Here is a 13,610-nt window from a genome sequence, read left to right as displayed (position 1 = left end):
TCCAAGCTATGACAGCAGCTTCTACTCCTATTGTAGCCAAGAAAAGCCCTGTTAAGACGATCCTGAGGGATCTCCTTTTCATGTTTATGGGTGTAGTTTCCTACACTTTGGGCTGGACGGCTTTTATCCTCTCGCAAGACGTAACTTCCGGAGGACTCGCCGGTATCACTACCATTATCCAGATAGCCACGAACATTCCGGCTACAATCCCTTACAACATCATCAATGTTGGCTTGTTGGTTCTCTCCCTTGTTTTCCTGGGTTGGAAATTCTCTCTCAAGACAGTAATAGGAGTTGGTATGCTCGCTTTCACTATACCTGTGGGTCAGGCTTTGTTTACTCCCACAGATACAGCTCAGGGCTTGCAGATCTATCAGAACTTGCCAGGCTTTGTCACCGACATCATCCCTCATGTAGGACCATTGCTAACCAATGAGCCTTTTGTCGCCCTCTTTATCGGATCCATTTTCTGTGGTATTGGTCTGGGATTTGTGTTCTCTGTCAATGGCAGTACAGGAGGTACCGATGTTGTAGTGGCTATTATCAACAAGTACAGAAATATCTCCCTCGGACGAGCCATGATCATGGTAGATACAGTGATCATCGTTACTGGTTGTATCGTGAGCCACTATATGGGGCCACAGTATCCGTGGAGCGTGGCATTGGGCAAGCTGGCCTTCTCTGTGGTAGAGATATTAGTTGTCGCACAGACTCTGGACTTCTACATGAATAGCAATCGGCAGTCGGTGCAGTTCCTCATCTTCAGTCTCAAATACGAAGAGATCAATGAGGCTATCACCAACCGACTAAAGAGAGGTTGCACGATATTAGAAGCACAAGGAGGGTACAGTCACCAATCGGCCAAAGTGTTGATGGTGGTAGCACGCAAAAATATGTCTGTCCCCATCTATCGAATCATAAGGGAAATAGATCCGAAGGCCTTTGTCTCCGAAGCTCGAGTACGTGGAGTATACGGAGAAGGCTTCGACGCATTGGATAAATAATCCGGCTTTTCCGGATAAGAAGGGGGAGGGCAGCTGATGTTATTGGCTGCCCTCCCCTTTCTTTTCCTCGAAATCAAGAGAGAGTGTGTATGTGTGAGTAAAGGTGAGAGTGAGAGAATGAGGGTAGTAGCTACAAGGAGAACTATATTAAAAGCAAGGTCAACGACGGAATCCGCACCCATTTAGTTTGTGTACTTTTGTAGCTACAGAAGTCAAACTTATATCATTCAACAATCCGTATGAACGACAGACAGCTCATGAACAAGGCAGCAGACAATATCCGCATCCTTGCTGCATCTATGGTAGAAAAAGCTAAGAGCGGACACCCCGGCGGTGCCATGGGTGGGGCAGACTTTGTCAATGTGCTCTTTTCCGAATTTCTAATTTTCGACCCCGACAGTCCACGTTGGCCGGGTAGAGACCGCTTCTTCCTCGACCCCGGGCATATGTCGCCGATGTTGTACTCACAACTGGCAATGATCGGGAAGTACAGCATGGAAGACTTGCAAAACTTCCGCCAATGGGGTAGCTGTACACCGGGACACCCGGAAGTAGACGTAGAGAGAGGAGTGGAGAACACATCCGGGCCTCTGGGTCAAGGGCATACCTACGCTGTCGGAGCTGCCATTGCCGCCAAGTTCTTGGCACATCGCTTCGGTTGGATGATGAGTCAAACAATCTACGCCTATATCTCTGACGGAGGAATCCAAGAGGAAATCTCACAGGGAGCCGGACGCATTGCAGGGCATTTGGGGCTGGACAACTTAGTCATGTTCTACGACTCGAACAACGTACAGCTCTCCACAAAAGTAGAGGAGGTCAGCAGCGAAGACATTGCTATGAAGTACCGTGCTTGGGGCTGGCACATTATAGAGGTCGACGGACATGATGTAGAAGCTCTTCGCAAAGCCCTTTCCGAGGCCAAAGCAATTGTAGGCAAACCGACCCTTATTATCGGGCATACGGTCATGGGCAAAGGAGCTATCAGCTCGGATGGAGGTAGTGGAGAGGATCGCATTTCTACCCATGGACAACCGCTTTCAAAGGCTGGCATTTGTATGGAAACGACAATCAAGAGCCTCGGTGGGGACCCATCAAATCCTTTCGTAATATTCCCCGAAGTAGAGCAACTCTATCGTTCCCGACTTGAAGAATTGAGAGAGCTGAGCAGAGCTCGCAAAACAGAAGAAAACAGGTGGAGAGCCGAGCACCCCGAACTGAGTTGCAAATATGATGCATGGTTTGCCAATGAACTGCCAGCAATAGATTGGGAAAGCATCGAACAGAAACCCAACCAAGCTACTCGCTCGGCTTCGGCTACCGTATTGGCCAAGCTATCGGAATCGGTAGAAAATATGATTGTGACTTCGGCCGACCTATCCAATTCAGACAAGACAGATGGCTTCCTGAAGCATACTCACGCCATGCGTAAAGGAGACTTTAGCGGTGCTTTCCTGCAGATGGGAGTTTCCGAATTGACCATGGCTTGCCTAACGATCGGGATGGCTCTACATGGAGGAGTGACGGCTGCATCCGGTACCTTCTTTGTCTTCTCCGACTACATGAAACCGGCTATCCGCATGGCTGCCCTCATGGAGCTTCCTGTCAAATTCATCTGGACGCACGACGCTTTCCGAGTTGGAGAGGATGGCCCCACCCACGAACCCGTGGAACACGAAGCCCAGATACGACTGCTGGAAAAATTGCAAAATCACAGTGGAGAGAATGCTATGCTGGTTCTCCGTCCTGCCGATGCAATAGAAACGACTATCGCTTGGCAGATGGCAATAGAAAATCGCAAAACCCCCACTGCTCTGATCCTCTCCAGACAAGACATTGCCGACTTGCCAGCTTCGGCACAAGGCCGGTACAATGATGCAACGAAGGCTCGCTACGGAGCTTATGTTGTAGAGGCAGACGAAAACCCCGAAATCGTGCTATTGGCTTCCGGGTCGGAGGTATCGACTCTGGCAGAGGCCGCCAAACTCTTGCGTGCAGAGGGACACAGGCTACAAATCGTGTCGGTACCAAGCGAAGGTCTTTTTGCCAAGCAAGCTGAGAGCTACAGAGAGAGCGTGCTGCCTCGCTCAATGAAAAAGTTCGGTCTCACAGCCGGTCTGCCGGTCAATCTACTCTCTTTGGTTGGAGACGAATCTGCCATTTGGGGGCTGAATTCTTTCGGGTTCTCAGCTCCTTACAAAGTGCTGGACGAAAAACTCGGCTTCACACCCGAGCAGGTAGCTGCCCGCATCAAAGAACAATTGACTCGCTAAAAAACGCTTGACAATGGAAGGCAAAGGAAAAACGATCGGTCTCTGCTCCGACCACGCAGGCTATGCCCTCAAACAAAAAGTCATTGCACAGCTTCGGGATATGGGCTACACAACAAAAGACTTCGGTTGTCCGTCGGAAGACCGTTGCGACTATCCCGACTATGCGCACCCGATGGCCCAGGCCATCCAGAGTGGAGACCTGCAAGTGGGTATCTCTATTTGCGGATCCGGCAACGGAATATCCATGGTGATGAATAAGTATAGCCACATACGTGCCGCCCTCTGCTGGAGCACCGAGATAGCTCGCCTGGCCAGACAGCACAATGATGCCAACGTACTCTCCCTTCCGGCACGCTTTGTAACCGAAGCCGAGGCCCGAGCAATCGTAGAGGCCTTTTTCTCTACAGATTTTGAAGGAGGACGACATATCGAGCGAATCAACAAAATACCGATCCATTAAGACAGCCTGAGGAATCACTCGAATCATCAACCCGATTAGAGAACTTCAGCTCTGTTCAAACAACCTAACGAGAAGGTGTGTCGAAATTAATTTCGGCACACCTTTTTCTTGTTTGGCAAGAACTCATGCAACGATCTCCTCTTTCAGAATTGATATATTCTGTAAAAATCAGATCGCAACAAAAATGAGAAAAAAGAGGGGAAAAGAGGGCTCCGTATACAAGCAAACATGCTCCCTTTCATAGGCTTTGCATCGACCTCTTAAAAGGCCGATGAATAGGGGGTTTTGAAAGGGTCAATTTCTCTCCTGAGAGAAATTTTGCTAACACAGGAGAGAACACTTTTTTTCTCAGGAGAGAATTTTCGTTCTCTCCCGTGTTAGAAAAAAACAGCTCCTGTCGACATCAAAAAAGGGAAGAAAAACACGACCAAAAAGGCCCTAATCCGAGCAGAAAAATGAGCCTTAAAAGAAAACCAAAAGAAGCAACTATAAACAAAATAAAACACTACTAATTCGACTAAAAGAGCTATCGAGACGGTTACGAACACAACGAGCGCAAGATTGTGTAACAGTCCGAATCTTCCTTTTTTCTTCTCCCGCTGCACGTATTCAGACCTCTGTTGGGACTCAGCGTATTTATGACTAATTTAGTGCCCCCGAAGGGATTCCTCCCAAGTACAATGAATAGACCAAATTCAGATAAAACATACATATTGAAGTTATGGAACAACTCTCACAAAAATTCTCGCTTTCAGCAGAACTGCCCGAGTATCCGACTTTTGACGAAGGCATTCGTAGAGCTCCGGACAGAGGCTATAGGTTGAACCCCAATCAAACACGTATTGCGCTCAAAAATGCCTTGCGCTATATCCCCAAGGAGCTGCACGAAAAGCTCGCTCCGGAATTCCTCGAAGAGCTCAAGACAAGAGGCAAAATCTATGGCTATCGTTTCAGACCGCAAGGAGACCTCAAAGCAAAATCCATAGATGAGTATCCAGGTAAATGTATGGAAGGGAAAGCTTTTCAGGTGATGATAGACAACAATCTGTCTCACGCCGTCGCTCTTTATCCTTACGAATTGGTTACTTATGGCGAAACGGGTCAGGTATGTCAAAACTGGATGCAGTATCGCCTGATCATGCAATACTTGCAGGAAATGACTCAGGACCAAACCCTCGTTGTAGAGAGTGGCCATCCATTGGGTCTATTCAAATCCAAACCCTCTGCTCCTCGCGTTATCATCACAAACTCTATGATGGTGGGGATGTACGACAATATCAAAGACTGGGAGATCGCAGCCCAAATGGGTGTTGCCAACTATGGGCAAATGACTGCCGGAGGCTGGATGTATATCGGACCGCAGGGGATCGTGCATGGGACATTCAATACCCTGCTCAATGCCGGTAGACAACAATTAGGCATTCCACAAGATGGCAATTTGACCGGCAAGCTCTTTGTTTCGTCCGGTCTTGGAGGTATGAGTGGAGCTCAACCCAAAGCTGCCGATATTGCCGGGGCCGTATCTATCGTAGCCGAAGTGGACAGCTCTCGTATCGAGACTCGCCACTCCCAAGGCTGGGTAAAGCTCATAGCCGAATCGGAGAAAGAAGCCTTTGAAATGGCAACTCGAGCTATAGAAAAGAAAGAGGCCTGCTCCATTGCATTCCACGGCAACATCGTGCAACTGCTGGAATACGCCATCGCCAACAATATACATATCGACTTGCTAAGCGACCAAACCAGTTGCCACGCTGTCTATGAAGGTGGTTACTGTCCGGCTAGTCTCACTTTTGAGGAGCGTACAGCTCTGTTGGCGAAAGACCGTTACAAGTTTGAGGAAGAAGTGAACATCAGTCTCCGTCGCCACTTCGAGGCCGTGAAAAAACTTGTTGCCAAGGGGACATACTTCTTCGACTATGGCAATGCCTTCATGAAATCTATCTACGATGCCGGAGTGAAAGAAATCTCACGCAACGGAGAAGACGAAAAAGACGGTTTCATCTGGCCAAGCTATGTAGAAGACATCATGGGGCCGGAGCTGTTTGACTATGGTTATGGGCCTTTCCGTTGGGTATGCCTTAGCGGTAAGCACGAAGACCTGCTCAAGACAGACCACGCAGCAATGAGCTGTATTGACCCGAACAGACGTGGTCAAGACCTCGACAATTATATCTGGATCCGCGATGCAGAGAAAAACCAGTTGGTAGTAGGCACGCAAGCTCGCATCCTCTATCAAGATGCAGAAGGTCGTTTGAGAATTGCTCTTAAGTTCAACGAAATGGTGCGCAACGGAGAGATCGGACCGGTAATGCTGGGTCGTGACCACCACGACGTAAGCGGCACAGACTCTCCTTTCCGTGAAACATCTAACATCAAAGACGGTAGTAACGTAATGGCCGATATGGCCGTGCAATGCTACGCCGGAAATGCAGCCAGAGGAATGAGTTTGGTTGCCTTGCACAATGGAGGAGGCGTAGGTATCGGCAAATCTATCAATGGTGGATTTGGTATGGTATTGGATGGTTCCGAGCGTGTAGATGAGATATTGAAGTCGGCTATGCTTTGGGACGTAATGGGTGGCGTTGCTCGTCGCTCATGGGCAAGAAATGCCAATGCCATGTCCACCTCGGCCCAATTCAACCAGGAGCATAGCGACCATTACCACATCACACTACCCTACTTGGTAGATGAAGCCCTGCTTGACAAAGTGCTCTGATTTTGTAGATAGACAGGCTCAAGTTCTCTCTTGGTAGGGAGCTCACGAAAAAAGCGACTACTTCTTGTCTCGAAGTAGTCGCTTTTCTTTTTACGTCCTATCAGTCTCTCAAAAAAAAGGGGGGGGGGTACAACAGCCTTTCTGCCCAACCCTGCAAAATGCCACTCTTGTTGAGATAGGGAACAAGGATCTCACAAAAAAGCCTCCGCCATCGGAAAGCACTAAGACTTTCTAATGGCAGAGGCCTTTCTCAAATCGTCGGGGTGAAAGGATTCGAACCTTCGACCCTCTGCTCCCAAAGCAGATGCGCTAACCGGACTGCGCTACACCCCGTTGGTAAAACCGCTGACAAAGGTACAACTATATTTTTCTTCTGCAAGGCTTGTGAGCAGCACAATAGCTCTTTTTTTGAGATGATTGTCTATGCTCCCTCGTCTATATCTCATATCTCTCCAAAAGACTGTTTCAACAGTCTCTTCTTGGCCGAACTTCGCAGAATACAGGAGTGAATGCTGAGACTTTAATCTTTCATGTACACGCCTCTCAATCGAAGTAGCCTGAATAATGCAACGAGAAGCATAATTATGCAACAATCTTGATAGAGAAATTCGAGGGGCTTACATCAGAAAAGGTGGTGTGTCACATAATACACAAACTGTTGTGTTACTTGCAACATTGGACTTCGGTTCCATACTCCGGTATACTCCCTTCAGCCCCAGTCTTAGGGCCTTGCTTTTTGCGCATTCTAACGCACCTAAATGGGTGCTGTGAGCAAAATCGAATTTTGCCCACAGCACCTTATCAAAAAAACTTGGTCAAGCTCTGAAATCAGAAGTCTTGACAATTCAGACACTCCTTATTTGACAGGCTTTACTATTACTTTGCCAGAAACAATGCTCTTTACATCCATTTCCTGCCCCATCTGAGATACATGGCCTCCCAAATTAGCCTTGACTGTGGCATGATCAACAATACCAGTATTACGATCTATGTACAGTTTGGTCTCCTGGAGCCCTTTTAGCTCTATTCCATTTTCGTTTGTGATAATATCCCCTACAGTATTAAGGACGAAGAATTTGTCTGTTACCTCTTTCAGTGTGCATTTGATTGTTTGCTTCACGGTCAGGGTTTCTCCTTTACCAGCCATGGTTGGCAAATTATTACTTAGCTCGCAAACCCAACTCTCTCCCACTGCTACCGGATGATTGGGGAAATAGAAGTTATTAGTGACAGCCTGACTGCGCATTTGCTCAGCCATGGCCTTGCCAAGATTGGGCATTATCGACTCCACGGCCTGCTCTATCTGGCTCACATCTTCCTTACCCAAGGAGCGTCCCTGAGGAGAAAGAGTGGTGTAGATCGGCTTATTTACAATAGCCTTGAAGAGTTTGTTTTGCTCATTCGTTGTGGCATCTGCCGACGAGATTTGCATAGTTTGCCCCATTGCATCGGCTTCCATGTCGATTCGACCGATCGTCATTGTGCAACGGAAATTACCGTCCGACAACTTGTCGTAGGACATTTTTGTAGAGACTTTCATCCTCTGTCCGAGCTTCATCTGCTGCCCTGCTGCATTCACAGTAGAGCTGTTGTTGTGCTCCGTGGAGACTGTATAGGCTGCTTTGTCAGCTAGATTGAGACGCAAGTTGTACTTCTGTTGTGCCGAAGCACCCACAGCTATTGCCATGGCAGCAACGAATAGAAGGATGGTTCTTTTGATTGTCATGTGTTAAATGATTGTTTTATGGTTTGAACTAAAAAAACTAAAAGCGATAGAAATAATTGAGTTTGACATATCCGCCAAATTCGTTTGCTCTGCCATACGGTTCGCTACGACCGATCGGATAGACAGTACTGAAATTAAAAAAAGCACGGGCATCCAACTCCAACTGACCGAGCTTTCCCAAGCGAACGAAGAAGCCCGGACCACCGGCAAGTCCCCACATAAATTTGTCGCCCAATGCCTGATCTATACGCCTGAGTTCTTGCTCGGTAAAGCCACTACCCGATCGCTCCGTATGCTCACCTATGCGCAAGCCGATTTGAGGGCCCACATTTAAGAAGAAGCCTACACTGCCTGCCCTGTAGTAGAAATGCGACATCAGGGGCACCTCTATATACTCGAGACTCTTGCTATAATTCAGTTTGCGCTCAGCCTCGAAACGCTCTACCCAACCTCTTCGATTGTAGTTGATCTCCATTCGCATTCCAGCATAAGGCTCCACATCCACACCGAAGACCAGCCCTCCAATGTAGCCCATATGGATATCCTGATTGACTGTAGGAAAGAAATAGACCGCACCGAACGATGTGCCACCACCGGCTCCCACATAGTAGCTCGGGGTAAAATCTTTACTCTTCTGCCCAAAGCCAGGGGAAGAGCCTAAAACGCACAGCGTAATAAGCAGCAAAGAGCGAAAGGAGAAAGCTCTCCTCCAGCTCTCAGAAAATGGATTCACGCAGCGGATTCTGCCCCGCACGAAGTGTAACGAAGTAAACATTGCCATTGATAAACAGGGACGAACCTTTCGGACGAACAAAATGGAAATCCGATTGCAAACCATCTGAGGGGATTTGTGCTAAATAGTTGTAAAAATCCATGCCGTAGGAAGCTGTGGCACGAACAAAGTATCGAGCAACATCATAGCCCAAGACATTGTATCTCGGGAAAGACTCCACCAATCTGTGGTTGTACCATGCATTGTACTTCTTCAGGAACAGACTCGATTCGATATCCGAGGGGTCAAAAAAGAAAGAAGAATAGAATGTGGTCTCGTATTTGGCCAGCTTCTCCAAGGTCTGTTTGTTTTGAGCCTGCCATTCAGGATAGCCAAATATTTTGCAACGGCTGCGGCTTGTCTCCAGCTGTGAGAGTAGCGTTTGCAACCCACGTCCCGAGGAAGATCGTGGGAGGACTAATGTGCGACTGTCAAGGCTCCCCAGGTCTTCTACCTTACGCCTGTGACAAGCAATTCCAGCCTGGCGAATAGCAGCCTCAAGAGGAGTAATAAGGGGGTCCTCCTGTTCATCCGGAGAGACTGCAGCAATAATGACTGTGTAGCCGGAATATCTGCGAACAAACTCTTTACAAATCATCGGATACAGACTCTCCTGCTTCGGATTGAGCTTAAAGAGAGAGGAGAAAGAGGCATCATCGCTTATCTGAGAGTTGAAAGGGACCACATAATTAAGCCGGTGCTGCCGAGCATAATTTGCCAGCTTGCTGATCTCGGCATCAGAGCTACCTCCTATCACCAAATGTTCTCCCAGTAGAGCTCCGCTGTGGCATATACGATCGACCTCCGAAGAACCATCCGCATCGTAGGCATGCAGAATGGTGGAGATACCCGATTTCTTCAGATCATTTATCCCCATCAAAAAGCCCTCAAAAAAGAGGACATAACGCTCGGGGGCATTTTTCCCTAATGGGAGAATGACTGATACCCTCAGAGTATCTACCCGACCACGACCCAGCGATATGGGATTATGGAATATATTCGTTTCGGGTACACTCTCGGCTTGATTTCGCACACGGTCATTGTGTGAGGTACTGGTACCACCGGGCAACAACAAAATGAAGCCTTCTGGATAGCGGTCGGCACTGATTTCGGGATTGATCTTTAATATATCGGCTACGGATACTCCATATTGCCGGGCTATAGCTGTGAGCGTTTCCCCTCTGGCTATTCTGTGCTTGATATATTTCCCTCCATTGGAGAGCTGAGCAGAAGAGGTGGAATTGGCTGTATTCTTACCATCGGGCAATACAATCACCTCACCGGCCCTCAATCCACGAGAGGCCAAAGAGGGATTCAATCGGTAGATTTCTTCTTGTGTCGTATGGTAGCGTCGAGCCAGACCATAGATCGTATCTTCCGGTTTCACCGTGTATTTACTACTCTGTGCTTCTGCTTGCTGCACAAATCCTCCCAGGATGCAAAAGCAAAGAAGCACCCCAATCCACCATCTGTGTTTACTATAAACCACGTCTGTCTAAATACTTGTACTTGATACTTATAACGTAACAAAGGTATAGAAAACAAAGAAAGGCCATACTGCGTATTTTTTATTCTGTTTACTTAGTGCGAACTTTCGTTTGATTATCTTTGTAGGTAAGGATAATATCGATAGAAGGAGATATGAAGAGACTGATCACCACTGTCTTGCTCGCAACTCAGGCCATCGCCCTATCTGCGCAGCAACCCAATAAATACCTCGAACAACAAGACCTGTCTGACGGTATAGCTCGTTATAGACAAGGACATTATGCAGCTGCCATCGCAAGCCTCGATCGTTACATAGAAGCCTCAAAAGAGAAGGAGCTGGATTTTTCCGAAGCTCTTTTTTACCGAAATGCAGCTGAAGCACAGATGGGGAGAGCCGATGCCGATGTCCTTCTTTTGCGGTATCTGGAACGCTATCCCGATAGTCCCTACCGGGCCAAGACATACGCTCTATTGGGGGGGATTTACCTCACGCAGGGAGATTATGAGCGAGCCGTATATTTCTATGGTCGCATAGAACCGCATGCACTGCGTGCCGAGGAAGAGATACAGGTAAAAGTCCGTCAGGCCTATGCCATGATGCAAATACCCGACAAACAGAGAAAAGCCGAAGACATACGCTACTTACTCGGCTCTGTGGGAGACGGCAACAGCATTTGGCACAAACAAGCCCGATTCTACGGTGCTGTATTGGACTTCCAACAAGGGCAATACGATGCAGCGCGCCGGGCTTTGCTGGGGGTTGCATGGCCGGAAGATTTGGCAGACGAGGCCGAAGGATATTTGGGGCAGATCAACTTTGCCGAAGGCAAATGGAGCACAGCCGTGGGTACACTCGAGCAGTTGTGGCAATCCAGACCCGATATGCGATCTCGCAAGGAATTACAGCGGGCAGCCGGAATGTCTTATTTTCACCTTGGGGATTATGACAATTCGGCTCGGTTACTGAGCTCGTATGTCGCTTCGAGCGATGAGAGTATAGAGCCTGAACTGGCTTGCGCCTTGGGTATCTCCCAATACCGTATGGGGCAGTACCACGAAGCCGAAAGGCCTCTCACCATTGCAGCTTCTGGCAGTGACCTCACAGCAGCAGTAGCAGCTCTCTATCTGGGACAAACAAAAATAGAGCTGAACAACTTCACGGAAGCCGTACTGGCCTTTGAACAGGTGGAGGGAAACACCGAGGCCACAGCAGATATACGCGAAGCTGCCCTCTACAATATGGCAATAACACTCCGACAGTCAGGCAGCTCGAGCTTCGGACAGGCAGTCAATGCTGCGGAGCGATTCTTGAGAAACTTTCCACAGTCTAAATACAGAGACGACATTGCTCTACTCCTTACAGAAGCCTACTACACATCCAAGGATTATGCCTCAAGCTTGGCCTCGATCAACAGGATAGAGATGCCGACGCAGTCTATCCGCATTGCCAAGCAGTATATACTGGCTCGTTTGGGAGATTTGGCTATGGGAGAGCACCGATACTCAGAAGCCGAGGCTTATTACTCACAAGCATTGGACATTGATACCTCCTCTCAGTATGCAGCCGAAGCCCTTCTGGGACGAAGCCAAGCCAAGTACCAATCCGACCGCTACCCTTCGGCAGCCGAGGACGCATTGGCTTATGTGCAACGTTTTGGTCGCAGTGGGAATGACAATCTGGCCAATGCTCGCTACACATTGGGCTATGCCCTTTTCAATCAAAAACAGTTTGGCCGGGCTTATGCTGCCTTGGCCGATTTCGTAGCCACTCCGGGAGTCTCCACCGAGAGAATTGCCGATGCTCGCACTCGTATGGGTGACTGTCTGTATGCCCAAAAAAGAATGAATGAAGCCACAGAGATGTACCGGACGGCCTATGAGCAGCACCCCACAGCAGGAGCCACAGCTCTGTATCGATTGTCGGAAATCTATGGCTACAAAGAGCAGTACGACAAGCAAATGGCTACAATAGACAAGTATCTGAGCCAATACCCCGCAGCAGAAAATGCAGCTGAGCTACTCTACAATAAAGGTCGTGCAGCCATAGTAGGGCGTATGCCACTCTCTACGGCCGAGACTTCTCTGCAAAAAGTGATCCGTGACTATCCGGAAAGTCGCTGGGGTAGAATGGCCTGCTTGGAGTTGGCAATGCTCTACCACCACAATGGGCAGACCGATCGTGCGATCGTGCAATACAAAGGAGTAATAGAGAAATACCCACAAAGCGATGAGGCCAGACAGGCTCTTTCGGATCTTAGAGTAATCTACCTACAGGCAGACAGAGCCGAAGAGTACGCAAGCTACGTAGAGCAAGTGGGGGCAAAAGACTATGCAGCCGAGCTGACACAGACAGACAAACTTCTCTTCGAGCAAGCTATGACTCGCTTCAACAATGGCTCGGCCAACGCTGCTGTTGCGTTCGAGCAATTTCTCGAGAAATACCCCAAGGGAGCCGAAGCAAACAGGGCTCGTCTCTATTTGGCAAAGACCTATCAAAAAGAATCTCGCATAGACGAAGCAGCCCGAGTGTTGGCTACTCTCAACAACCAGGATGTAGTGCCGGAGATCCGTTCCGAGGCACAAGGCTTGTTGGGGCAGCTTCTCATGGATAAGGGGGATTATGCTCAAGCCTTCGCCCTCTACAGCGATGCTTACAAATCTGCAACTTCCCAAATGGCCTATAACAACTATGCAGTATCGGCCATACGGGCTGCCTATCTCTTGCAACGGCACGACGACCTGCTCGTTATAGCAAGAGAAGTCAAGTCTTCGGGTAAGCTAGGGGACGAAAAGGAAGTTTCTCTTTTTGAGGCCAAGGCTCTGCATGCCAAGGGTCGATCTGCCGAAGCAGTTACCTTACTGCACCCCATAAGTAAGGAAACAGACACAGCTCTTGGGGCTGAAGCTCTGGTTACTCTTGCCCAAATCAAGTATGAAGTGGGAGATCTGCAAACAGCTAAGTCTCTATGCGACAAATTTATCAAGCAAAGTACACCTCAGCAATACTGGCTTGCCCGAGGGTTTGTGTTGTTGGCAGATATCTACATCAAAATGGGACAACCCGAGACAGCCAAGCAGTACCTGCTGAGCCTTGAGAAAAACTACAGTGGGGAAGAAGCAGACATCAAGGAGATGATCAATAGCCGTCTATCTAAAATGAATTAAGACTAT

General features: G+C 48.4%; 8 protein-coding genes and 1 tRNA gene. 5 read left to right on the top strand and 4 right to left on the bottom strand.

Translation table 11 applies throughout. From position 1 onward, the window contains the following. The first annotated feature begins 8 nt into the window (after positions 1-8). From DQN70_RS03700 to DQN70_RS03680, 4 genes are all read left to right on the top strand, one after another. Positions 9-1,004, top strand: a complete 996-nt coding sequence (locus tag DQN70_RS03700; protein WP_023936164.1) for a YitT family protein — start codon at positions 9-11, stop codon at positions 1,002-1,004. A 239-nt stretch (positions 1,005-1,243) separates the two neighbouring features. Then, on the top strand, positions 1,244-3,277 hold the full coding sequence (locus tag DQN70_RS03695; protein ID WP_023936162.1) for a transketolase family protein: 2,034 nt from the start codon (positions 1,244-1,246) through the stop codon (positions 3,275-3,277). 13 nt (positions 3,278-3,290) lie between these two features. Then, positions 3,291-3,737, top strand: coding sequence for a ribose 5-phosphate isomerase B (gene rpiB / locus DQN70_RS03690; RefSeq protein WP_023936160.1), 447 nt, complete (start codon positions 3,291-3,293; stop codon positions 3,735-3,737). Between the two features lie 721 nt (positions 3,738-4,458). Beyond that, positions 4,459-6,453 carry a urocanate hydratase gene (locus DQN70_RS03680; RefSeq protein WP_023941245.1) on the top strand — a complete coding sequence of 665 codons (1,995 nt, stop codon included), beginning with the start codon at positions 4,459-4,461 and terminating at the stop codon, positions 6,451-6,453. Between the two features lie 258 nt (positions 6,454-6,711). Here the strand turns inward: DQN70_RS03680 and DQN70_RS03675 are convergent. The 4 genes from DQN70_RS03675 to DQN70_RS03660 form a co-directional block, all read right to left on the bottom strand. Beyond that, a tRNA-Pro gene (locus DQN70_RS03675) sits at positions 6,712-6,786 on the bottom strand. Between the two features lie 523 nt (positions 6,787-7,309). Next, positions 7,310-8,179, bottom strand: coding sequence for a DUF6263 family protein (locus tag DQN70_RS03670; RefSeq protein ID WP_023936149.1), 870 nt, complete (start codon positions 8,177-8,179; stop codon positions 7,310-7,312). A gap of 37 nt (positions 8,180-8,216) precedes the next feature. Then, positions 8,217-8,912 (bottom strand): porin family protein, encoded by a 696-nt coding sequence (locus DQN70_RS03665; protein WP_023939508.1) that lies wholly within the window; start codon positions 8,910-8,912, stop codon positions 8,217-8,219. Further along, complete coding sequence (locus DQN70_RS03660) at positions 8,896-10,440, bottom strand: LysM peptidoglycan-binding domain-containing protein (RefSeq protein WP_081711880.1); 1,545 nt, start codon at positions 10,438-10,440, stop codon at positions 8,896-8,898. Before DQN70_RS03660 ends, DQN70_RS03665 begins: the two co-directional genes overlap by 17 nt. A gap of 152 nt (positions 10,441-10,592) precedes the next feature. On the opposite strand from DQN70_RS03660, the gene DQN70_RS03655 reads away from it, so the two are divergent. Next, complete coding sequence (locus DQN70_RS03655; protein WP_023939510.1) at positions 10,593-13,604, top strand: tetratricopeptide repeat protein; 3,012 nt, start codon at positions 10,593-10,595, stop codon at positions 13,602-13,604. Positions 13,605-13,610 lie beyond the last annotated feature (6 nt).

The sequence above is a fragment of the Porphyromonas crevioricanis genome, assembly GCF_900476255.1.
Taxonomy (GTDB): Bacteria; Bacteroidota; Bacteroidia; order Bacteroidales; family Porphyromonadaceae; genus Porphyromonas; species Porphyromonas crevioricanis.
Note: the sequence above shows the minus strand (reverse complement) of the source record. Positions and strands in the feature narration are given on the sequence as shown.